The sequence below is a fragment of the Bartonella harrusi genome, from assembly GCF_024297065.1.
GTDB classification, from domain to species: Bacteria; Pseudomonadota; Alphaproteobacteria; order Rhizobiales; family Rhizobiaceae; genus Bartonella; species Bartonella harrusi.
Genome location: NZ_CP101114.1, coordinates 458,373 through 482,678, shown reverse-complemented (window position 1 = coordinate 482,678; position 24,306 = coordinate 458,373). Strand labels below are relative to the sequence as shown.

Here is a 24,306-nt window from a genome sequence, read left to right as displayed (position 1 = left end):
GTATAACTAACCATCGTGTCTCAAGAATGACTCTTAGAATTATCTGTTAGGTAATGTGTTTTTCTTAAAGAAAAACGTTCACTCCGTTCAAAAAATCAATTTTTCTATTTCTCGCTGGACATCTAAGAATTTTATAATACCAATGATGACATAATATTTTCCTTATGTTTTTCTCATATCCAAAATCTTCTTTATCTTTAAATTGAGTAATTTTTCTTGAAAGCTAAATCCGTATTTTAGAAATCAATAAATTTTTTATTGATAAAAACAGCCATGAAAATAATAGCAAAATAGAACACGCATAAATTTTTGAATTGCTCCAGAAGAGCTTACAGATTATAAAAATTGATGACAATCTGATATTCGCTCGCTTATCAATAGGAGAACAGAATGAAATTATTAACTATAGCTCTTATAATAAGCGCAACATTCTTCAATCAATCTGCCAATGCTCAAACGCTGAAAATTGCGAGTGATGCTTCCTATCCTCCATTTAGTTATATTGATTCCAATAACAAACTTCAAGGTTTTGATATTGATATCTCTTATGCACTTTGTAAAAAAATGAACGTTGAATGTACTCTCATCACGCAAAACTTTGAAGGAATGATCCCCGGTCTTCTTGCCAAAAAATACGATGCTATTATCTCTTCTCTTGCTCCTACAAAAGAGCGCTTACAAAAAATTGATTTTACAGATCCCTATTATCATACAGCATTAGCTGTCATTGTGAGTAAAGATTCAGAAATTAAAGAGGTTTCAGCTGAAACCTTTAAAGGGAAAAATCTTGGTGTGCAATCAAATACAACACAAGCTGCATATGCAGAAGATCATTATGCCCCTGAAGGAGCAAATATTAAACTCTATCCTACAATAATAGAGGTGAATCGTGATCTTTTAAGCCGTCGGCTTGATGTTATTATTGTCGATAAGATACAAGCTCTAAATTGGCTTGAAAATGAAGGAAAAGATTGCTGCCAACTGCTAGGAACTCTGGAAGAGGCAAAATTTCCCATTGCAATCGCACTGCGTCAAAACAATCATGATCTTAAAAATAAATTTAATAAGGCGATAAAAGAAATTCGCTTGGATGGGACTTATGATAACATTATGAAAAAATATTTTACAGTTGATATTTATTAAATATCCAATTGAAATGAATCGTTTATTTCTAACACATTCACATTTATAAAAAGTTCATTCTCGTATGCTTATCGATATTGAAGCTTTTTATAATACCAATGATGATGGCAATAGTTTATTTTTATCTTTCTGATCTCTAAAATATTCTTCGATCTTCAATTGAAGAGCCTTTATTTAAAGCTATATTTTTGGTTCTTGTAAAGAAAAGAGTAAAAATACATCATTTCATGAAAAGGAAACTGTAATATGAACAATCAAAGAGCTATGCTGTTGCAACGTTTATCAAGGCTATATTCATAAAAAGATGTTCATCGTCATGATATCCAATAAGCGTTCGTACATTTTTTCATTGCGAGCAAAAGAAATTACAGACTATAAAAAAACTTATAACAATCTCATATTCGCCCGCTTATCCAATAGGAGAACAGAATGAAATTATTTAAAATAGTTCTTATAATAAGCGCAACACTTTTCAATCAATGTGCCAATGCTCAGACGCTGAAAATTGCAACTGAAGGTTCCTACCCTCCATTTAGCTACATTGATTCAAATAACAAACTTCAAGGTTTTGATGTTGATATATCTCACGCACTTTGTGAAAAAATGAATATTGAATGCATGATTAATACCCAAGACTTTGAAGGAATGATTCCTGGACTTCTCTCAAAAAAATATGATGCCATCGTTGCTTCCCTTGCTCTCACACAAGAACGCTTACAAAAAATTGATTTTACAGATCCCTATTATCACACAGCATTAGCTGTCATTGTGAGCAAAGATACAGAAATTAAAGAGATCTCAGCTGAAGCCTTTAAAGGGAAAAACCTTGGTGTGCAATCGAATACAACACAAGCCGCCTATGCAGAAGATCATTATGCCTCTGAAGGAATAAATATTAAGCTCTATCCTTCAACAATAGAAGTTAATCGTGATCTTTTAAATCGTCGGCTTGATGTCGTCATTGTTGATAAACTACAAGCATTAAACTGGCTCAAAAATGAAGGAAAAAATTGCTGCCATCTTCTAGGAACTCTGGAAGAAACAAATTTTCCTATCGCAATTGCATTGCGTCAAAATAACAATGACCTTAAAAACAAATTTAATAAGGCAATAAAAGAAATCCATTTGGACGGAACTTATAAAAAAATTATGCAAAAATATTTTACAGATGATATTGATTAAATATCCATGAGACTAAAATTAAACAAACTCTTTATTTCTTAAAAATACTGTCTAACTCTTTGTGAGGAGAGCAAGCATGATTGAAAATTTAGCATTGCTATCATTTAGCAATGGTGGATGGGGTATCGTTATACTTTCTAGTGCGGGTATGACATTATCATTGGCTTTATGCTGTGGGCTCTTAGGGCTTCCTCTTGGTCTCCTAAGTGCAGTGATGATTCGTTCTAATATTAAAATTGCTAGAGTTGTAGCAACCCTCTTTTCATCCGTATTTCGCGCCTTACCAGAACTTTTAACCTTATTTTTAGTGTATTATGGATTGCAAAATATTATTCAAATTGTTCTTGATTATTTTAATCTTGAAATAATATTCAGTATCAATGCTTTTATCGCCGGTGTTCTCGCACTTAGCATGGTTTTGGCTGCCTTTTCTTGTGAAGTTTGGCTTGGAGCATTTAACATCTTTGATAAAGGGCAATATGAAGCGGCTAAAGCTTTAGGATTTTCAAACTCAACCACGTTTTTTCATATTGTCTTTCCTCAGCTCATCCGAAATGCTTTGCCAGGACTTTCTAATAATTGGCTTACTTTACTCAAAGATACATCGCTCGTGTCAACGATTTCACTTGTTGATCTCATGCGACAAACAAATTTAGCAGTTGCTGCTACCGATAAACCTATGTTGTTTTATCTTGTCGCATGCTTACTCTATTTATTATTTTCAGCATTTTTTTCTACAATCCTGCGCTCTTTGGAAATATATACTCAAGCAGGATATCGAAAGGTTTAAGCGGATGATTCCTGAATGGCTTCATTTCCTTTGTAATCCTGCTCTTTTGCATCGTTATGGTCCAAAATTTATTGATGGCTTCATTGTTACTTTTGAGCTTGTTTTTATTGCTTGCTCCATTGGTTTTTTTCTCGGTATGCTTATCGCATTTGCTCGTTTATCAGATAATAAGTTTTTACGGTATCTTGCAGAGATTTATGTTTATTTTTTTCGTGGCTCTCCTTTATTAGCCCAACTGTTCCTTTTTTATTACGGCCTTGGTTCTATGAATCACTTCTGGCAACAGGTTGGTTTATGGTGGTTCTTTCAAAATGCATGGTATTGTTGTCTTTTTGTTTTTTCACTCAATTCTGCTGCTTATCAATCTGAAATCTTTAAAGGAAGTTTTTTATCTGTGAAAACTGGACAACGTGAAGCGTCAAAAGCTTTAGGATTAAGCAGTTCAGTCACATTTTTTAAAGTTATTCTTCCGCAAGCCATGATCGTAGCATTACGCCCTTTAGGAAATGAAGTTATTTTAATGATTAAATCCAGTGCTATTGCCTCACTCATTACTGTTTATGATTTAATGGGAATTGCCAAACTCACTTATTCACGAACATTTGATTTTCAAGTTTACGTTTGGGTTGCTCTTATCTATCTTCTGATCGTTGAACTTATTCATCGTTTTATTGTTTTTATTGAATATCGTTTAACCCGATATTTACGGTAAATAAAACGCATAAAAAACTCTACAAAATCAAAATGTTAAATTAATTTATTTATCAACGAAAGAATACAACAAGATGAATTTTGAAAATAATAAATCTGACTATACTAGTAAAAAATCTGTAATTTCTATTCAGAATTTAAATAAATGGTACGGAGATTTTCAAGTCCTTTACGATATTAATTTCGAGGTTAAAACTGGTGAACGCATCGTTATCTGTGGACCTTCCGGATCAGGAAAATCAACGTTGATTCGTTGTATTAATCAATTGGAAAAAGCACAAAAAGGTTCAATTTGCATCCATAATATTGACATTCACACTGCTCCTTTATGCCAACAAAAAAATGTCCTACGTAAAATAGGGATGGTCTTTCAAAATTTTAACTTGTTTCCCCATATGAGCGTTATACAAAATTGTATTTTAGCACCTATGGCTGTTCAAGGACTTTCTAAACAACAAGCAAAAGAACGGGCAATTCGTTATCTTACTGATGTGGGCATTGAACAGCATTGTGAAAAATACCCTTTACAACTTTCTGGTGGGCAACAACAGCGCGTTGCAATTGCCCGTGCACTTTGTATGGAACCTGAAGTAATGCTTTTTGATGAGCCAACATCGGCTCTTGATCCAGAAAGTGTTGGAGAGGTTTTAGAAGTGATGGTTCAATTGGCAGATACAGGTATAACAATGCTCTGTGTTACCCACGAAATGGGTTTCGCACGTAAAGTCTCAGAAAGAATACTCTTTCTAGAAAATGGAAAAATTATTGAAGATACAGCATCTGACAAATTTTTTACCAATCCTAAAAGCCAACGGGCTTACGATTTTCTTTCTAAAATTAAACACTAATCATTAATATTATTTTGTTGATACAATCTTAGCTCTCTCTTTTAAAATAGCCATAATCGTCTGTGCACCAACAACTCCTGATGGTAACTCCGTTTTCATTTTTTGTTCCATCATCTCAAAGGCGTCGATTTGCGCCTGTCGCACTAAAGGATTATATAAAAGCCGCTCTATCTGCCTTGCTAGCATGCCAGGACGTAAAAATTCATTAAAATATTCCGGAACAATAGGCTGATCGGAAATAATATTGGGAAGAGCAGCACTCCATAGCGCTATTTTGGGAAAAATAAAGAATTTAGAAAAATAATCAAGTTTATAGCACAGAACCATGGGAATTTTGACAAATGCTAATTCCAATGAAACCGTACCAAGTGCTGCAAGTGCAACATCTGCTTTCGCAAAAGCACGCCATTTTGCATCTTCACCAACAACAATTTCTATTTCACTTTTCCAATCCTTTACAAAATCACGAATCTCATCCACTAAATGCGGTAAGGTTGGTAAAATGATCTGTAAATGAGGGTTACGTTGTACAAGAATTTCTACGGCTTCTCGAAAAATCGGCATTAAAGAGCGAATTTCTAAATTGCGCGATCCTGGTAAAATAACTAATGTAGGTGATGCAATTTGTTCATCACACAAGTGTTCTTTTTCTGATTGGCGCTTTCTTTCTGATTGAACAGTCAAGAGCGGAGGATACATTAAAAGACGATGTCCAACATAAGTAGTAGCAGGACCTCCCAAGTCCTGCATAATTTTTTCCTCAAAAGGAAAAATTGCTAAAACATGGTCAACGAATGTACACATAGCTTTAGCGCGCTGTGGACGCCATGCCCAAACAGTTGGCGCAACATATTTAATGATAGGAATAGAAGGCGCTAAAATACGCACCTTTTTTGCAACACGATGGGTAAAATCAGGACTATCAATAATAATGAGACAATCTGGTTGCTCTTGTGCAATAAATTGAGATAAATTACGAATATGCCTTAATAAGAAAGGTAATTTTTTTAATACTGCACCTAAACCTATTAAAGCGATATCATGAGAATTAAAAAAGCTTTCTAAACCTAATTCCTTTAAATGCCTTCCACCAACACCAATCAAATGAATGGTGCATCCTGTCTGTTGTGATAAACACGAAATTAAATCGGCACCAAGAAAGTCACCAGATTCCTCACCAGCAACAATAGCAATTTTTAAGAAACCATCACTCATGACCAGATCTTTCAAAGGTTTCGATAAAAAGTGAATGTTTATTCGCTTTTTCTATTGTTGCTTTTGCTGCTAATATTAGGCTTCTATTCGCTTCCACAGCAATACCAGACAACCCACTCTTTGCAGCATTTACCACCGTCGAAGGTCCAATTGATGGCAAATCAACACGATGATCTTGTTGTGGCTTTGCACATTTAACAAGAACACCACCTTTAGGCGGAATTTGCTGTCTTTCTCTCATTTCACAAATCCGCCATAGCATATTATCAGTCCCCTCTGCTCCCTCTACAGCAACCACTCTTCCATTGATAGCTACAGCTGCCTGCCCAATATCCAAACGACCTAAAAGCTTTGCTGCTTCAGCAGCTAACAAAATATCTTTTTTCTCTTTTAGTCCAGCACGCCGCACTGTTAAATCAAATTTCATTGGAGCTAAGAGATCTGGTACTATCTCGTGGACCCCAAGAACACAAAAACCATGCCCTTCAACAATCCGTATAAAAGCCTTCAACAAAGCATCATCACCCCTCTTCAAAGCCCTTAATATCTTAGGTAAAGCTAAAAAGGTAGTCCAATCAAGTTGAAACTGCCTAAGAAGCGGCCGTTTCTTAACACCACCCGCTAAAACAATATTACGAATTTTTGCTGCTTTTAAGATTTTAATCAGCCTAGCTAACTCTACAATTGATAACTCGCAATGCTCATAACGATAAAGTACAGTATCTGCTTCATCACACAAGAGTACGAGAAAAGGATTCTTTTTATCCTTCTCAAGAGCCTGAGCAACAATAACTGGCAGGACACCATTCCCTGCGATAATCGCTGTCCGACCGGAAAGAAAACTTTTTGCATGAGAATCAGGCATCTTTAATTCTTATTTTCTTTTAGTCTATCATCTTCAAATTTTGGCGTACAATAAAAACGCTTTCCTTCTTCCTTAATAAAATTAACGACATCAACAACAGACTGAGAGGTAGAATAAACAGAAGCAACATCCCTAACACGCTCTTTAAAAGGCTTACTGCGATCAAAAAGCATGACAAACGCATGACGCAGTGCATGAATTTCTTTACGTTCCAGCCCTGCACGTTTCATACCAATAATATTTAAACCCACAAGTTTTGCCTGCACACCAACCGCTGTCCCATAGGGAATGAGATCGCCAACCAGTGCAGATACACCACCGATGAATGCGTGATGCCCAACACGAACAAATTGATGAACAGCAGCACCACCACCAATAATAACATAATCACCAACCGTAACATGACCAGCTATCATACTATTATTTGCAAATGTTACATTCTTTCCTACACGGCAATCGTGAGCAATATGAGCATAACAAAAAAATTGACAATCATCACCAACGATCGTCCTTCCTACACTGGAATCAGACCCTCTATGCATAGTTACGCCTTCGCGAATTGTACAATTCTTACCAATCGAAAGAGTTGTATCACCCCCCTTATGTTTATTACTTTGTGGATCTGCCCCCAAAACTGCATTTGAAAATACTTTGCTATTGGCTCCCAAGCTTGTTTTCCCCATTATCACAACATGACTCATCAAACTGCATCCATCACCAATAACAGCCTCTGAGCTAATATGACAAAATGGTCCAATTTGTACATTCTCACCAAGCTGTGCTCCTTTTTCTACAAGAGCAGTTGGATGGATTTTCGTACCGGACATTTTTATTTCCCCATCAATCTTAATTTATTCTTCTTCGATAATCATCGCAGCAATTTCTGCTTCAGCAACGCGGACATCTTCTACTTTTGCAATACACGAAAAACGCCGCATACCAGACCTTTTTCTCAAAAGATGAACATGAATCCTTAGCTGATCACCAGGAACAACCGGCTTGCGAAATTTCGCATTATCAACAGTCATAAGATAAACTAAATTTGTTTGCTTATTTCCTAATTGTAAAAGTGAAATCGCCCCAGCTGTTTGAGCCATAGCCTCTAAAATCAACACTCCAGGCATAACTGGTTTTGCTGGAAAATGTCCCGTAAAATGTGGCTCATTAATTGTTATATTTTTAATACCAATAGCTTCTTGCTCACCATTAATTTCAATGATGCGATCGATTAATAAAAATGGATAACGATGTGGTAATATTGACAGTAATTTTTCAATATCTACAGCTTCTAAATTTTTCATTTCCTCAGGGATGATCATATTAGCGTTTCTCCTTTTTAACTTTGCTAATACTACGTAACGCCGCTACTTCACGGAACCACTGTTTAAATGGTCGTGCCGGACTCCCGCACCATTTTTCTCCATCCGGAATGTCATTCATCACACCACTCCTCGCAGCAATCTGAACACATTTACCTATTACGATATGGTCTGCTACCCCCACACTCCCGCCAAGTTGAGACATATCGCCTATTGATGTACTTCCTGCAACTCCGCATTGCCCGGCAATAAGGCAATAGCGACCAATCTTTACATTGTGGGCAATCTGTACAAGATTGTCGATCTTGCTTCCTTCACCAATAATGGTATCTTCCAATGTACCGCGATCAATCGTTGTATTCGCGCCAATTTCTACATCATTCTCGATGATAACACGGCCAAGCTGTGGAATTTTTTCAATTCCAGAAATACTTCCAACATAACCAAAACCATCCTGCCCAATGCAAACACCAGGATAAATTTGAACCCTATTGCCTATTAAACTACACTGAATTGTTACCTTAGGAGCAATATAACAGTCACGCCCAATACGACAATTTTCACCAATTACAACAGTCGACGAAATAAGAGTACCTTCACCAATCTCAACATTTCGACCAATAACAGCTCCTGCTTCAACACATACATCATGCGCCAATTTAGCCGTTGGGTGAATATGTGCATGAGGCGAAATTCCTCTCTCTCCAAACCAAGACACTGGTTTAATAGAATCAGGAAATAAAATGCGACCAATCTGAGAAAAATCACGCTTTGGTGTAGACGTTACCAGAATTGCCATAGTTTCAGGAACCTTGGAAACGATTTCATTTGTACAAAAAACAGCAGCAGCAGAACTACCAACGAGAGCATCAGAAAACTTCCGATGCTCCACAAATATAAGAGATCCTTCTCCCGCCCTCTCAAGTGAAGAAAGAGTGTTTATAACTTTGTTAGAAAATTCTGGATTAAGAAGTTTAGCACCGGTCAACTCCGCAATATTTGCAACTGTCAATCGCCGGGACGGCGTAAAAAAAAATGTATCCGCCATCAAAACACTTTCTCTTTCAGCCTACCCCATTTTTGTCTCTAAAGAAAACGCAAATCAGAATTTTGTAGAAATACCAAAATTTAATTTCTGTAGACGATCACCTTCCTGCTTTGTTATTGGCCAAGCATAATCAAAACGCAACGGACCAAACGGTGAATCCCATATCAAGCTTAAACCAGCAGACGAACGCCAAGCGCTTTTCGTATGTGTAACGGGCGTCTCACCCTGAAAAACAGGTTGATACTTATTTCCATAAAGCGTTGCAACATCTGCAAATACAGCACCGCGCAACCCTAACCCTTCAGGCACAACAGGGATAGGAAATTGCACTTCAGCAGTTGCATTCATATATGTCGTTCCACCTAAGAAATAAACTTCACCTTTATTAGAAACCTGACGCGGACCTATTCCATTATATTTGAATCCTCGAATCATATCCGTATTTATTTTAAACATATCGAAGATACGAACACCATCTCTCCCTATTCCATGAATGTATCCACCGCCAAAGGAAAGTAAACCAACAAGATCCATTTGTTCAGAAAGCGTCTTATACATCATCGCTTTACCTGTTGTCTTCAAGAACTTTGCTTTTCCACCAAGCCCCGCATATTCCTGAAGAATACGTACATACCACCCATCATGTGGATTTTTCATATCGTCGATAGTATTATAGGTCAAACCATAACTAATTGATGAACGCTTCCAAGGGCTATGCTGCGCCGCTTGAACAATCGCACCAGAATATTTTCCATATAACTCTCTTATATCAGACTCTTTGCTTAAATCATACTCTTTACCAAAATCATATTCTTCTTGCACATAGGAATAAGCTACATTAGCAGATAATTGATCGTTAATAGGTAGCGCAAACCGAAGAGATCCACCTGTTTGTCGTACATCATACGCTTTATCAGCACGATAGGTACTGCGAAAAATATCAACACCAGCAGACAAACGATAACCTAAGAAATAAGGATCAACAAACGACAGATTATAATTACGAGATTTTTCTTGCCCTGCACCTAATCCTAAACGAACATATTGACCTCGTCCTCCAAGATTACGTTCGGTAACAGAGACCTCAAGTGACATACCAGGACTTGTACCACCCGTTGTGTACCCTCCAGACAAAGAAAGGTCTCCTGTTGGAGCCTCAATGACATCTATAACCAAAGTAACCTGATCAGATTGATCTGTCGGGACCATTGAAATATTAACGGCTTTGAAAAAACCTAAACTTTCTAGACGACGTTTCGCGCGCTGCACTAAAGTCTGATTGTAAGCATCCCCTTCATTTAAATCAATCTCACGACGAATGACATAATCACGTGTCTTTTCATTGCCGCGTATCTCAATACGTTGAACATAAGCCCGCGTTCCTCTTTCAATATCATATAAAATTGAAATTGTATGATTTGCCAAATTACGATTTCCACGTGGTTCAACTTTAGCAAAAGCATATCCCGAATCAGCAACCTTATTATTGATAAGCACAACAGACTGTTCGATGTCCTCCGCGCTATAAATGTTTCCCGGCTGTGTTTTCAGAATGCTTTTTACAGATTGAATGTCAATTCCATCGACATCGCTTTCAACCTGAATATCACTAATTCTATAGCGTACACCCTCATCAAGAACAAAATAAATTTTATATGTATTACTTGCTTCATCAAAAGTTGCTTTAGAAGAAATAACACGAAAATCCGCATAACCACGATTATAATAAAAGCGGCGTAAAGCTTCTTCATCAGCAGCTAAACGCTCTTCACTATAAACATCACCTCCCAACAACAAGGAAAACATCCCTGAAGGCTTTGTTGAAATGACATCTCGCAAACGGCGGCTTCCAAATGCATGATTTCCCTTAAAAATGATATCACGAATCTTTGTCTTTCGTCCTTCAGTAATATTAAACACTACATTTACACGCCCTTTTCCCAAGTTAATGGTCTGCACTTTTACAGCAACATTATTACGACCAACCGTCTTATAAGCTTCACGAATCGTATTAACATCAGCTGAAAGCTTAGCAGAATTAAATGGTTCATTCGGTTTTAAGGAAATAAACCGCTTAAGATCAGGATCTTTAAGAGTTTTATTGCCCTGAAACAACACTTGATTGACCACTTCATATTCTTTGACGAACACAACAAGCTTGTCACCAACCTGATTTATTTTAACCTCATAAAACAAGCCTAATGCAAAGAGACGTTTTACCGCAGCATCGACATCACCACTGGAAAAACTCTGTCCAACCCGAATGTCCATATTATCTCGAACTACCTGCGCACTTACAAATTTATTCCCACGAACTTCAATAGAACGGACCACAGATGCCTGTGCTTCTCCAACCATCGCAACCGACACCAAGGCTGTTGTTGGAGCAATTACTCCCATGCCTAATACAAACACAGACACTGCATTTAAAAACTTTGAATTTGTAGTCATTGGCTCTCTTTACCTTACTCTTACATTCTCTGGACACAACGTCTCAAAAACTAACTGCCATAACAATCCTTTTTACATAGCTTTATACAGCTTATACAGTAAAATTTTCCACCCCTTAATTTATTATAACATACTCTACCACAATATTTTGTGGACATGGTAAACGGCACTTCATCTCTTCTTTCCATTATTATCCAATTTGTAAAATGTTTTCTATCATTTATTCGCTAAACCAACAAAAATAATCATTAAAAAGTGCAAAAAACATAAAGAGAAGAACAACGAAAAAACCTAAACGGAAAACAATTTGACGAATTGGAGAAGAGACCTGCCTTCCTGTAAGAGCCTCAATAACGTGAAATAATAAATGCCCACCATCAAGAGGCGGAAGTGGAAAAAGATTAATAAGCCCAACACTTATCGAAAGAAAAGCTGTAAAATTTAGCAAAGAAACAAAACCTCTTTCACTTACTTTCCAAGCAATTTTAACGGTTTTAGAAGGTCCACTTATCTGGCAATAATCTCCTTTGCCCTTTATTAAACGACCAATAAAAAAAATTGTTTGGTTAACAATCAATGTAGCGTGTTCTATCGCTTCTCTTACAGACCTTATAAAACCGTAACGAATATGCTTTACATAAAAGGGATCTAAATGCGCAGGATTATCTGGATTAATAGGAATGCCCACACCTATCATACCACTTCGAACCAAATTGCCAAATCCATCATCTCGTTCGATTACTTTTGGTGTAATCACTGTCGTAAATATCCGCCCCATGCGTTCTATTTTAAATTCAATAGGATCTTCACCATGTAAAGACACATAATTCATCAAATTTTCAAAACTTTCAACCTGTCGACCATCCATTTCAATAAAACGATCACCTACTTCTAAGCCAGACTGAATAGCAGGATAATCTTTTACCAAAGAACCAACAACCGGCTCAATGGCTACACGGCCATAAAAAAAGAAAAAAAATGTTAAAATAACAACAGTAAAAAGACCATTGAATAAGGGACCTGCAAAAACAGTTAACGCTTTTTTCCAAGCATGCGCATTAGCAAATGAACCCTCAACAACTGAAGAGGATCGAAAAGATGTCACATCTTCTCCATCCCCAACAAACTTTACATATCCACCTAAGGGAATAAGCGCTAAACGCCACTGTGTATCATTCTTATCTGTATATCCTATTATTTGTGGTCCAAACCCAAGTGAAAAAACGGATGCCCTAATACCACACCATCGCCCAATAAGATAATGCCCAATTTCGTGCACAAAAATAATAATCATAACGACGAAAAAAATACTTAAACCTCTTAAAAGTAAACTGCTCCCAGTAATGATATGATTTAAAAAATCCAAAATATTTCCTCCTCATTAAACCATAAAAAAGAGGGTAAAAGGTCTATCCATATCAGACATCAACGAACCGGTTATATATAGGAAAAAGGCTGCTCCTACCAACCCATCCATCCGGTCCATAAAACCTCCGTGTCCAGGCAATAAAGAACTAGAATCTTTAACAGAAAACTGCCTTTTTAGCCATGATTGCCCCAAATCACTCAACTGCGAAACAATTGACAAAATAAGAGCAAGCAGTGGTACAAAAAAACTGGTTAAATTTATGTCAAAAAAACGATAAGCAATCAATATACCGCCAGAAACTCCAACAAGTGTACCACCAATCGCCCCTGCCCATGTTTTATTAGGAGAAAATTGCGGTGCTAATTTAGGACCACCGAATGCTCGTCCACTAAAATAACCAGCAATATCTGTTCCCCATACTATCGTAAATAAGAAAATAACAACTTGAAATCCCAACGTTTCATAGCCTCGTAAAAAGCATAAAGCGACAACCGGAAAAGACGCATATAAAAAACCTAAAAAAACCCAAGCACTGTTTTTTATAGACCCAATAGCCAAAAATACCGCTAAAACTATCAAAACACAAAAAATTAATGAAGCAGATACATCCGATAGCAAAAAAGAACCAAAAATCAAATAAAAAATACTTGCTAATATTTTTTGTGAAACACGCCATTTCTCTTGAGTGATAATAATCCATTCATAAAGGATAAAACCACCAATAACCCATACAAAGAAAAAAAAGAGTGCTCCCCCCATCCATGTAAAAGACAAAGCAATAATGCCAAAAACAAAAGCCGTTAGAATACGATAAGTAAGATTAGACAAAATAACTTCCAAACAATAAAAATAATAAAGACAAACTCAAAAATTGATACAAGAAAAAAACTTTGCTACATTCTTTTTGTGCATGTACTTTTGTAAACCTTCCTTACAATCTATACTCTATGAGCTGATAGACTAAAATAGCGTTTATAAGACCAATAACCCTTGTAAAAACGTTAAAAGTTTCTGTATTAAAATTAATCCTAAAATATATTTTTCAACACTCTTTCAACATGAAACAATGGAACTGCTCTTCATTCCTTTCGTGCATTACGAAACCTCACTCTAATATTCCCCTTATGTAACAACATTTTTTGAGCAAACGACAAATCATCTGAAAAATTGTGCAAAATAGAAATTATTTGGCCTATCCTACTGCATTTCTTATTATAAAAAAATAGCAAGGTTAAAGCGTTACTCTTTGTGTTACATTCCTCCTCCACCATCCGCCATAAAAGATTTCAACACTCTTCAATGATGAAAAACATTTCTATCATGCAACTCAACAAAAACACGTTAAATGAAAATCTCTCATTTTCCGTTAGATAACTTTTTCAGGAAACAACCTTATTCGAAACATAAATATAAGCCTTTAAAAGATATCTGCCACTTCAAATCAATCTTTTTATAATATAAAAATTGTGATGATGATAAAATGCGTTCGTTTTCATCCTATGATTTTCTCTCAACAGCACACACCATTTCGTATTTTTATTCCTCAAAAGATTCTATACTGAAGAGATCCAATATCTTATGGCTAAAAATCATCTTAAACGTGCATAATTTCGGATTCTTTCACAGCCAAAATTTTATCAATATCAGCAATCGTCTCATCTGTAAGTTTCTGAACTTTCTCAGAAAAACCATGTGCTTCATCTTGACTCATTTCACCTTCTTTTTCTAATTTTTTCAAATTATCCATACCATCACGACGAACATGCCGAGTAGCAACGCGCGCTTGCTCTGCGTATTGATGTGCAACTTTTACCAACTCTTTTCGGCGCTCTTCATTTAATTCAGGTAAAGGAATGCGTAAGTTCATGCCATCAGTGATAGGATTTAAACCAAGACTCGAATCACGAATAGCACGCTCTACAGCTCCTACCATAGCTTTGTCCCACACAGACACCAAAATCATTCTCGGTTCTGGAACAGAAATATTGGCAACTTGATTGATATGTACAACAGAACCATAAGCCTCAACTGTTAATGGCTCTAATAAACTAGCCGAAGCGCGTCCAGTCCGTAAACCACCTAACTCATGTTTAAAAGCCGAAATAGCGCCATCCATACGACGTTTCAGATCATCCATAATTGATGTAACATTCATATTTTTCTCTCCTTCAATATATTTTGAAGATTATATTTCATTCCGTTACTATCGTAAATCGTCCCGTTCCATTTAAAACTTTAGCCAAACCACCTTTTTCATGAATGGAATACACAATAATTGGCACATTGTTCTCTCTTGCTAAAGTAACCGCTGTTGTATCCATCACAGACAATCCCCACTGCAAAATCTCAACATGTGTTAATTGGTCAAAACGTTTAGCTGTAGGATCTACCTTTGGATCTGCAGAATAAATACCATCCACTTGTGTTCCTTTTAAAAGAACATTTGCACCAATTTCTGCTGCACGTAAAGTCGCAGCAGAATCAGTGGTAAAAAATGGATTCCCTGTACCTCCTGCAAAAATAACGACTTTTCCTTGATTCATATAACCTATTGCTTTACGCTGCGAGAAACTCTCACAAATTTGTGGCATAGCAATCGCAGACAATACAACCGCTTCAACTCCTAATTTTGATAATGATGTTCGCAATGCTAAAGAATTAATTGCTGTTGCAAGCATGCCCATGTGATCTCCTGTCACACGGTCCACACCATGCGAAGCAACAGCAACTCCACGAAAAATATTTCCCCCACCAATAACAATAGCAACTTCTACTCCCATCGCTCGCACCTCAGCAATATCAGCTGCAATACGATCTACAACGGAAACATCGATTCCAAAGCTTTGCCCTCCCATAAGAGCTTCACCAGAAACCTTTAAAAGAATACGTTTATACTGTAGCGCTAATGTCATCGATAATCTCCCCAAAAGCACCGTTAATTTTTGCTTTCGACACTACTAAGGGCACCACTTTCTCATGTGACGCCCTCTCAATAATCATATTTTCTCTCTCAGTGATTTTATAATTAAAGATATGAAATTTCAAATCTCTGAAAAAAATTTACAAATCACTATCCCTTTGCCACTGCAGCAACCTCTGCCGCAAAATCAGACACCTCTTTCTCTACACCTTCTCCTAGTGCAAAACGAATAAAACCTGTAATCTTTGCTGGAGCGCCAATAGATTTTTCAGCATCCTTTAAAGCAGCCTCAACACTCATATCAGGATTCATAACAAAAGCTTGAGAAAGCAAAACAACCTCTTCGAAAAATTTACGCATTCGCCCTTCTACCATTTTTTCAATGATATTTTCAGGCTTTCCAGACTGACGTGCTTGATCTGAAAAAATTGCTTTCTCACGCTCAATAGCACCGGAATCAACATCTTCCGCCGTTAACGCTAACGGATTCGTTGCAGCAATATGCATCGCAACTTGTCGACCAAAAGCAGCAGCTGTCTCCTTATTGCCTGTTGTTTCAATAGCAACCAAAACACCAAGTTTACCAAGCCCATCAGCCACACTATTGTGGACATAAGTAGCAACGACACCATTCTCAACAGAAAGTTTAGCAGAACGCCTAAACGCCATATTCTCTCCAATAGTACCAATTGCATCTTTAATTGTTGACTCCACAGTCTTCTCAGATCCAGGGTAAAGAGATGCCGAAACAGCATCAACACTCCCCTGCGTTCCTAAAGCAGCTGTCGCTACATTGCGCACAATGTCTTGGAACAGATCGTTGCGCGCCACAAAATCTGTTTCAGAATTAATTTCAACTAAAACCGCACTTAAACCGTTTGATGCGACTCCGATGAGTCCCTCAGCTGTGGTACGACCAGCCTTTTTATCTGCCTTGGCAATCCCTTTTTTACGAAGCCAATCAACAGCGGCTTCCATGTCACCGTGGGTCTCCGCCAGCGCTGTTTTACAATCCATCATACCAGCACCTGACAATTCCCGAAGTTCTTTTACTTGTGCAGCAGTAATGTTCATATTTGCCTCTTTATTCTGTAATAACACAAGCATGCAAGAAGAAAATCCCCTACATGCCTGTTGTAACCTTTTCTCTAGAAAATAAGTACCCTAATGGGCGTTTTTAATATCATTCAGAAACTGGAATTGCATCTTCCAAAACAGGCTTTACAGGCGCCTCTTCCAAAATAGGTTCTACAGGTGCATCAACTTGAGCTCCTAAATCGATACCCATTGCACCTTGTTGACGAGCAATACCATCAAGAGCCGCACGAGCAAAAAGATCACAATAAAGAGAAATTGCACGGGATGCATCATCATTACCTGGAATTGGGTGCGTCACATTATCAGGATCACAATTGGTATCAATAATAGCAATAACTGGAATCCCCAAACGTTTTGCCTCTTGAATAGCGATATTTTCTTTGTTTGTATCAATAACGAAGATAAGATCTGGAACAGATCCCATGTCCTTAATACCACCAAGTGCACGATTAAGCTTTTCACGATCACGTTCAAGATTCAAACGTTCTTTTTTAGTAAAACCTTGCGCTTCAGCAGCAAGAATTTTGTCTAGCTTACGCAAACGATGGATCGAATGGGAAATCGTTTTCCAATTTGTAAGCATGCCACCAAGCCAACGTGCGTTAACATAATATTGTGCTGAACGATTCGCTGCCTCAGAAATAATATCAGATGCCTGCCGTTTCGTACCAACAAACAGAATACGTCCACCGCGCGCAACCGTATCTGAAACAAGTTTAAGCGCTTGGTGTAAAAGAGGAACGGTCTGAGCAAGATCAATAATATGGATATTATTACGCTCACCGTAAATATAGGGAGTCATTTTTGGATTCCAGCGATGAGTCTGGTGACCAAAATGTACACCTGCTTCTAAAAGCTGGTGCATAGTAAAATCTGGTAATGCCATAGTCTATCCTTTCCGGTTCAACCTCCGCGGAAAAAGCAGGTGAACCTGCTACCGGGGGACATTCGCTCATTTTTTGCAAACACCCAAATTCCGCGTGCGGAATAGCGCTACCATACTAATATTTGATTCTTTTTCAAGTTATTTTCTATAATCATTTAATATTTACATTTATTCATCTCTTTTTCAGACTCAAAAAATTCAAGACTGTTCAATTTTGCACGCACTGAAAAGGTTCCATAGTCTACATGAAGATCACGCATAACACCATTTTCATATAAGAAAAAACTGGTACGATAGACTGGCAAGCCATCTTTTTTTTCTATATCATCAAAATAAGAAATCGTAACGGGCCAATATTCCTCTTCAACTAATTTTCCCATTGTTTTTGTTTCACCATCAAAGCGCCGCGTCTTCTTTTCCCCAATGACGATACTTTCTTTTATGACTTTGTCTGCTTTATCTGTTCCATCAAATACGTTGACATGGTAGAAATGATTACCCGCTTTTGCATGACGGATGATATTCTTTAGCTGCATAATTGGAAACTCAGCTGTTTCGAGCTTGTATTCTTTCTCCTTGGGCTTTTTTAATTTAACGATAATTTCATCTTGAATACGTTCTGCTACTCCTTCAGCCCGATGGGTAACCTCTTCTCCAACTTGATCTGTAACATTAAAATGAAATGTGTGACTATCCCCTGTTTCATAACTCGTTGTCTGTTGATCAGTCAAACGCACTGGCATATCTTCACTATGGATACGGCTAATAAAACGAAAACGTGTGGTATAACCCTGACATACGGAACCCGTTAGCTCGTAAACCATTCGCCCAGTCATTCCTGAAATTGTCATTTCATGAGAAACATTATCAAGTTGAAAATCATAAACAGCTCGATGAGGTGCAATAAAAATGCTTTCTTCAGCTTTGGCAGTACATAAAAAGGCAATATATAAAATTATTATCAATAATGATCTAATCATTCCCAACGTCCCATTCTATTGCCGTTCCATAACATCATACAATAAGGCAAAAAAGGATTGTTTCTTCATTAACCACACATTTCCTTAAATCAAAAAATAGTTTATGCAATGAATGCATTGTAGAAAAACTATGGAGTTTAAATTATGACCAATTTTATTGAAAATCACTTTAAAAAATTGGGAGTTGCTCTTCCTGAAGCAATACAACCTGTCGCTAATTATGTAACAGCTTTACAAAATGGAAACCAACTTTTTATTTCCGGACAATTGCCTTTTTCCGATGGAAAGCCCGTAGCAACCGGCAAGGTTGGTGCAACCGTTAGTGCCGAACAAGCAAAAAAAGCAGCCGAAGTCTGTGCGCTTAACATTTTCGCACAAATCAAAGCAGCTCTTGGTGATCTCAATAGAATAAAACGCATCGTGAAAATCACTGTTTTTGTCGCTGTAGATCCTCATTTTACCGATATTCCCCTTGTTGCCAATGGCGCTTCTGACCTGTTTGTCAATATTCTTGGTGAATCTGGAAAACATGCCCGTTCTGCTGTTGGTGTTGCTTCTCTTCCTATGGATGTTCCAGTAGAAGTTGAAGCCATCATAGAAGTCTAGACCTCTACAAACGATACCATATCTCCATAAAATGATAACTGAATGCGAAATCTTCCTTTAGTAATCTTCCCATCCTTTAATCTTGAAATTAAAATGCTTAATTAAAACGTATAAAAGGAAATATTTGTATGAAACAGGCTTATGATAGCAACAATATTTTTGCTCAATTGATTCGCAATGAAATTCCTTCTGTTCGTGTCTATGAAGATAATGATGTCATTGCATTTATGGATATTATGCCACAAGCACCAGGACACACACTGGTTATTCCTAGAAAGGGTTCTAGAAACCTCCTTGATGCTGACCCTGAAATATTGTCTCCCGTTATTAAAGCTGTTCAAAAAATCGCCAAAGCTGTTAAAAAAGCTTTTCAAGCAGATGGTATAACAGTCATGCAGTTTAATGAAGCAGCAAGTCAACAAACCGTTTATCATCTCCATTTCCATATTATACCACGTATGGAGGGGGTAGAGCTTTCTCCTCATAATGGCGTTATAATACCTACAGAGGTACTTGAAGAAAACGCAAAAAAAATCCGTGCAGTCCTTTAAAGGGCTGCTTTAAGTTGTTGAGCTTTTTTTCTTCATACGTTTTTTTGTAAAATGTGTCACTTTGCTGTTCTTTGCACCAACAGACATATCAGAAGATAAAATTTTTAACTGCAACTTCTCTCTTTCCCCGTTTAATTTTTGCGTCATCACCCGCACTGTACCACCATTACGTAACTTTCCAAATAAAATTTCGTCAGCTAATGGTTTCTTAATATATTCCTGTATAACACGGCTCAATGGACGTGCCCCCATCTGAGAATGGTATCCTTTTTTGGCAAGCCAAACCATAGCAGAAGAACTTAATTCAAAACAAATTCCTCGATCAACCAATTGTGCTTCAAGCTGAAAAATAAATTTTTGCACAATCTGATTTATGGTTAACTGAGATAAAGGTGCAAACGGAATGATTGCATCTAGTCGATTGCGAAATTCCGGTGTGAAGAGTCGATTAATTGCCTCAATATCATCACCATCACGACGAACTTTGCCAAATCCAATAGCTGACTTTGCCAACTCTGAAGCACCAGCATTTGTCGTCATAATTAAAATGATATTGCAGAAATCAATTTTTTTACCACTATGATCTGTTAACTTACCATAATCCATCACCTGTAATAAAATATTAAACAACTCTGGATGCGCTTTTTCAATCTCATCGAGCAATAGAACTGCATGAGGTTTTTGATCAACTGCATCTGTAAGGAGCCCCCCTTGATCAAACCCTATATAACCTGGAGGCGCCCCAATTAAACGTGCTACTGTATGCCGCTCCATATATTCTGACATATCAAAACGTAACAGTTCAATACCTAAAGAAGATGCAAGCTGTTTTGCAACTTCAGTTTTTCCAACACCTGTTGGTCCTGAAAATAAATAACTTCCTATTGGTTTATCTGCTTCGCGCAATCCTGCTCGCGCCAATTTAATTGACGAAACTAATGCAGAAATTGCCTGGTCTTGTCCATAAACAACATGCTTGAGTTCTCTTTCAAGCTTGCCAAGCGTTTTTTGATCATCGCCAGAAACTGTTTTTGGTGGGATCCTTGCCATAGTCGCAACGGTTGCTTCAATTTCTTTAACGCCTATACTTTTTTTTCTTTGTTTTTCTGGTAAAAGCTTTTGCGCTGCACCACTTTCATCAATAATATCAATTGCTTTATCAGGTAAGCGACGATCAAGCATATAACGTGATGACAATTCTACAGATGCTTTCATCGCCTGATCCGTGTATTTAATTTGATGAAAATCTTCAAAATAAGGCTTTAACCCATGCAAAATCTTAATAGCATCGTCAACAGAAGGCTCGTTAACATCAATTTTCTGAAAACGGCGTTCTAAAGCACGATCTTGTTCAAAGATTTTGCGATATTCTTTGTAAGTCGTTGAACCAATACATCGAATAGTTCCAGAAGATAATGCGGGTTTTAAAAGATTTGCTGCATCCATATTCCCCCCTAATGTAGCCCCTGCTCCAATTAAAGTGTGAATTTCATCAATAAATAAAACAGCATCTGGATATTGCTCAAATTCTTTAATGACGTGCTTTAATCGTTCTTCAAAATCACCGCGATAACGCGTGCCAGCAACAAGCCCTCCCATATCAAGAGAAAATATCGTTACATTTGATAAAACTTCAGGCACTTGCCCATCAACAATACGTTTTGCTAATCCTTCAATTATAGCGGTTTTACCAACCCCAGGATCTCCAACCAAAAGCGGATTGTTTTTTAGCCTTCTACATAAAACCTGAATCATGCGTGAAATTTCTACTTCACGACCAATTAATAAATCAATTTTTCCATTGCTGGCTTTACAATTGAGATCAACACAATAAGCAGTTAGTGCACTCGTTACCTTTTCACTATCGTCTGAAATCTGTTGATCTAATTGTTCTTCAATCCCCTCAAGTAACATGGATAATCCCTCATCCCGCGTAATACCATGTGAAATGAAACGCACAGCATCATAGCGTGTCATTCCCATCTCTTGAAGAAAATATGCTGCATGACTTTCTCGTTCAGAAAAAATTGCAACGAGAACATTGGCTCCCGATACTTCATCCTTTCCAGCTGATTGAGCATGAATGACAGCACGTTGAATAACACGCTGGAAAAACATTGTCGGTTTTGTATCTTCATCAGCCCTCATTTGTTCATCTAATTCTGACTGGATATAGTGTGTTAAGCGCTCTCGCAATTCTTCTATATCTACCTGACACGCCTGAATGACTGAATTTGCATCAGCATCATCTAGTAAAGCAAGTAAAAGATGTTCCAATGTCGCATATTCATGCTGCGCTTGCGTAGCAATTGTTAATGCGCGATGCAAAACTTCTTCAAGACTAGGTGTAAAAGATGGCATAACCCCTCACTTCCATTTCATTATACATTGTAATGGATATTCATTTTGACGTGCACACTCCCTAACTTGTACTACTTTCATTTCAGCTATTTCATAACTATAAGCTCCACATTCGCCTATCCCATTTTTGTGAACATGTAACATAATAGAGGTTGCTTCTTCGAAACTTTTTTTAAAAAAGTTTTTCAAAACAAAAACAACAAAATCCATAGGCGTGTAATCATCATTAAGCAAAAGAACACGATACAACTTAGGATTTTGAAGTCTTGATCTCATTTGGGTAATGGTGTCATGCCTGCTTTCATCCAAATTTTTGCCCTTTTTATTGTGCATAACAAGGGCTATAGGGTTTATGATGTGCTTTTGTACCATTCTTTTTTCCTGTGCATCGCATTTTTTATTAATTTTAAGTTCTTTTATCACTATTGCAACAATCGATTCATTGAAAATAAAATTCTTTTATGATTAGTTTTAAGGCAAATATGAAAACTTACAAAATAATTTTTGTAAATGAATTGGTAATATCATTCATCTAGATTGTACCAAAAATCTGCAGATATAAAGGGGCTTTAGAGAGCTTTCGGAGTAAACAAAGAAATAGGATATTGCGTGTGAATATTAACTGTCAAAAAATTGTGCGTTGTTATCAAAAGATAGCAATTGCTTTTGTTGTTTTAATTCTTTCTTACTCTTTTGCATCCGCTACTCCTCAAGGCACTTATCCTGATAAATATGCTGCTATCGTTATAGATGCAAATACAGGGAAAACTTTATTTCAAGCCAATGCAACCCTGAAACGTTATCCTGCTTCTTTAACAAAAATGATGACGCTATACCTCCTCTTTGAAGCTATGAAGATGCGTCGCGTCACACCAAATACACCTATTCCCGTTTCACATTATGCAGCAACACGTCCACCAACAAAAATCGGATTTAAAGCAGGACAAACAATTTCTGCCGAAGCTGCTGCCAAAGCACTCATTACGAGATCGGCAAATGACGTAGCGGCTGCAATTGCAGAGTACCTTGGCGGTAATGAAAAAAAATTCGCGCGAATGATGACAGCTAAAGCCCGCAAACTTGGTATGAAACATACACATTTTGCCAATGCTTCAGGACTTCCAGATACCCATAATTATTCCACAGCACGTGATATGGCTACTTTGTCATTAGCATTACGAAAAAATTTTCCACAACAGTATAAATTGTTCAAAATAAAAAGTTTTACTTTCCGTGGACACACAATTAACACCCATAATAAACTGGTGAAAATAATGAAAGGCGTTGATGGAATTAAAACTGGCTACACACAAATGTCAGGTTCTAATTTAGCAACGTCAATGCGTCTTGAGGGGCGTTCTATTGTCGCTGTCGTTATGGGAGGTAAATCCTCTACCGCACGAGATCAACATATGGCCAATTTATTGAGCCAATATTTGCCAAAAGCAAGCCTCATGAAAAGGAATGAACACTTAATGGCTTCTGCGCACTATAACTTACCGACAGGTGCCAATACTCCTATACCTACCGTAAAAGCCGAGTCAGCCAATTTCGATGACGAAATCTCTACTCTGTTAACAGCGTTTGCTGAGCAACCTAGAAATTCCAATACGGCTATAGCTGCTGTCAATCAAGCAATTATACCAATTCCTAATCCTCAAAAAGCAACACCCGTTGAGACACATAAAATTGTTACAGCTTCTTTGTCTACAAACGCCGGATGGGCCATCCAAATTGGTTCTCTCCCGAGCAAAGAACAGGCAAAAACTCTGCTTTTAAAAGCAAAAAATACAGCTTATTCTGCTTTAAAAAGCACATCGTCACATATGCAACTTTTTGAAAAAAGTGGGCGCCGCTATTATCGTGCTCGGTTTACAGGTTTTCAATCAAAAAAAGCTGCATTTAACGCTTGTTCTACGTTAAAGAAAGCAAATTTTAACTGCTATGCTGTAGCTTACTAAAA

The 24,306-nt window shown here is 37.3% G+C and carries 23 protein-coding genes; 8 read left to right on the top strand and 15 right to left on the bottom strand.

Annotated elements, in window-relative coordinates:
* Positions 1-390 precede the first annotated feature (390 nt).
* The 5 genes from NMK50_RS02205 (at position 391) to NMK50_RS02185 (ending at position 4,674) form a co-directional block, all read left to right on the top strand.
* Positions 391-1,143: a transporter substrate-binding domain-containing protein gene (locus NMK50_RS02205; protein ID WP_254770704.1), complete on the top strand. Its 753-nt coding sequence runs from the start codon at positions 391-393 to the stop codon at positions 1,141-1,143.
* 429 nt (positions 1,144-1,572) lie between these two features.
* Positions 1,573-2,325, top strand: coding sequence for a transporter substrate-binding domain-containing protein (locus tag NMK50_RS02200; protein ID WP_254770703.1), 753 nt, complete (start codon positions 1,573-1,575; stop codon positions 2,323-2,325).
* A 76-nt stretch (positions 2,326-2,401) separates the two neighbouring features.
* On the top strand, positions 2,402-3,115 hold the full coding sequence (locus tag NMK50_RS02195; protein WP_254770702.1) for an ABC transporter permease: 714 nt from the start codon (positions 2,402-2,404) through the stop codon (positions 3,113-3,115).
* Between the two features lie 4 nt (positions 3,116-3,119).
* Positions 3,120-3,827: an ABC transporter permease gene (locus tag NMK50_RS02190; RefSeq protein WP_254770701.1), complete on the top strand. Its 708-nt coding sequence runs from the start codon at positions 3,120-3,122 to the stop codon at positions 3,825-3,827.
* Positions 3,828-3,900: 73 nt separating this feature from the next.
* Positions 3,901-4,674 (top strand): amino acid ABC transporter ATP-binding protein, encoded by a 774-nt coding sequence (locus NMK50_RS02185; protein WP_254770700.1) that lies wholly within the window; start codon positions 3,901-3,903, stop codon positions 4,672-4,674.
* A gap of 9 nt (positions 4,675-4,683) precedes the next feature.
* Here NMK50_RS02185 and lpxB read toward each other — a convergent pair whose 3' ends face one another.
* The 13 genes from lpxB to NMK50_RS02120 form a co-directional block, all read right to left on the bottom strand.
* Entirely contained in the window at positions 4,684-5,889 is a 1,206-nt protein-coding gene (lpxB, locus tag NMK50_RS02180; protein ID WP_254770699.1) for a lipid-A-disaccharide synthase, read from the bottom strand.
* Complete coding sequence (locus NMK50_RS02175; RefSeq protein ID WP_254770698.1) at positions 5,882-6,754, bottom strand: LpxI family protein; 873 nt, start codon at positions 6,752-6,754, stop codon at positions 5,882-5,884. The genes lpxB and NMK50_RS02175 overlap by 8 nt, the downstream gene beginning before the upstream one ends.
* A gap of 2 nt (positions 6,755-6,756) precedes the next feature.
* Complete coding sequence (gene lpxA, locus NMK50_RS02170; protein WP_254770697.1) at positions 6,757-7,581, bottom strand: acyl-ACP--UDP-N-acetylglucosamine O-acyltransferase; 825 nt, start codon at positions 7,579-7,581, stop codon at positions 6,757-6,759.
* Positions 7,582-7,605: 24 nt separating this feature from the next.
* The gene (gene fabZ / locus NMK50_RS02165; protein ID WP_254770696.1) at positions 7,606-8,073 is read right to left on the bottom strand and encodes a 3-hydroxyacyl-ACP dehydratase FabZ; all 468 of its coding nucleotides are present in this window, start codon (positions 8,071-8,073) and stop codon (positions 7,606-7,608) included.
* Between the two features lies 1 nt (position 8,074).
* Positions 8,075-9,121: a UDP-3-O-(3-hydroxymyristoyl)glucosamine N-acyltransferase gene (lpxD, locus tag NMK50_RS02160; protein WP_254770695.1), complete on the bottom strand. Its 1,047-nt coding sequence runs from the start codon at positions 9,119-9,121 to the stop codon at positions 8,075-8,077.
* Positions 9,122-9,175: 54 nt separating this feature from the next.
* Complete coding sequence (gene bamA, locus NMK50_RS02155) at positions 9,176-11,572, bottom strand: outer membrane protein assembly factor BamA (RefSeq protein WP_254770694.1); 2,397 nt, start codon at positions 11,570-11,572, stop codon at positions 9,176-9,178.
* A 220-nt stretch (positions 11,573-11,792) separates the two neighbouring features.
* Positions 11,793-12,938 (bottom strand): RIP metalloprotease RseP, encoded by a 1,146-nt coding sequence (rseP, locus tag NMK50_RS02150; RefSeq protein WP_254770693.1) that lies wholly within the window; start codon positions 12,936-12,938, stop codon positions 11,793-11,795.
* A gap of 15 nt (positions 12,939-12,953) precedes the next feature.
* Positions 12,954-13,769 (bottom strand): phosphatidate cytidylyltransferase, encoded by an 816-nt coding sequence (locus NMK50_RS02145; protein ID WP_254770692.1) that lies wholly within the window; start codon positions 13,767-13,769, stop codon positions 12,954-12,956.
* A gap of 766 nt (positions 13,770-14,535) precedes the next feature.
* A complete protein-coding gene (gene frr / locus NMK50_RS02140) occupies positions 14,536-15,096 on the bottom strand; it encodes a ribosome recycling factor (protein ID WP_254770691.1) in 561 nt (186 codons plus the stop codon).
* A 37-nt stretch (positions 15,097-15,133) separates the two neighbouring features.
* Complete coding sequence (gene pyrH / locus NMK50_RS02135; RefSeq protein ID WP_254770690.1) at positions 15,134-15,853, bottom strand: UMP kinase; 720 nt, start codon at positions 15,851-15,853, stop codon at positions 15,134-15,136.
* Between the two features lie 158 nt (positions 15,854-16,011).
* Complete coding sequence (gene tsf, locus NMK50_RS02130) at positions 16,012-16,935, bottom strand: translation elongation factor Ts (RefSeq protein ID WP_254770689.1); 924 nt, start codon at positions 16,933-16,935, stop codon at positions 16,012-16,014.
* Positions 16,936-17,044: 109 nt separating this feature from the next.
* Positions 17,045-17,845, bottom strand: a complete 801-nt coding sequence (gene rpsB, locus NMK50_RS02125) for a 30S ribosomal protein S2 (RefSeq protein ID WP_254770688.1) — start codon at positions 17,843-17,845, stop codon at positions 17,045-17,047.
* A gap of 155 nt (positions 17,846-18,000) precedes the next feature.
* Positions 18,001-18,825, bottom strand: a complete 825-nt coding sequence (locus tag NMK50_RS02120) for a cell envelope integrity EipB family protein (RefSeq protein ID WP_254770687.1) — start codon at positions 18,823-18,825, stop codon at positions 18,001-18,003.
* Positions 18,826-18,969: 144 nt separating this feature from the next.
* Between NMK50_RS02120 and NMK50_RS02115 the strand changes: the two genes are divergently transcribed.
* Positions 18,970-19,431 carry a RidA family protein gene (locus NMK50_RS02115; RefSeq protein ID WP_254770686.1) on the top strand — a complete coding sequence of 154 codons (462 nt, stop codon included), beginning with the start codon at positions 18,970-18,972 and terminating at the stop codon, positions 19,429-19,431.
* Positions 19,432-19,559: 128 nt separating this feature from the next.
* Positions 19,560-19,982: an HIT family protein gene (locus NMK50_RS02110; RefSeq protein WP_254770685.1), complete on the top strand. Its 423-nt coding sequence runs from the start codon at positions 19,560-19,562 to the stop codon at positions 19,980-19,982.
* Positions 19,983-19,991: 9 nt separating this feature from the next.
* Here the strand turns inward: NMK50_RS02110 and clpA are convergent, their stop codons facing one another.
* Entirely contained in the window at positions 19,992-22,343 is a 2,352-nt protein-coding gene (gene clpA, locus NMK50_RS02105; RefSeq protein ID WP_254770684.1) for an ATP-dependent Clp protease ATP-binding subunit ClpA, read from the bottom strand.
* A 6-nt stretch (positions 22,344-22,349) separates the two neighbouring features.
* Positions 22,350-22,715 (bottom strand): ATP-dependent Clp protease adapter ClpS, encoded by a 366-nt coding sequence (gene clpS, locus NMK50_RS02100; protein WP_254771157.1) that lies wholly within the window; start codon positions 22,713-22,715, stop codon positions 22,350-22,352.
* A gap of 239 nt (positions 22,716-22,954) precedes the next feature.
* On the opposite strand from clpS, the gene NMK50_RS02095 reads away from it, so the two are divergent.
* On the top strand, positions 22,955-24,304 hold the full coding sequence (locus NMK50_RS02095) for a D-alanyl-D-alanine carboxypeptidase (protein WP_254770683.1): 1,350 nt from the start codon (positions 22,955-22,957) through the stop codon (positions 24,302-24,304).
* Positions 24,305-24,306 lie beyond the last annotated feature (2 nt).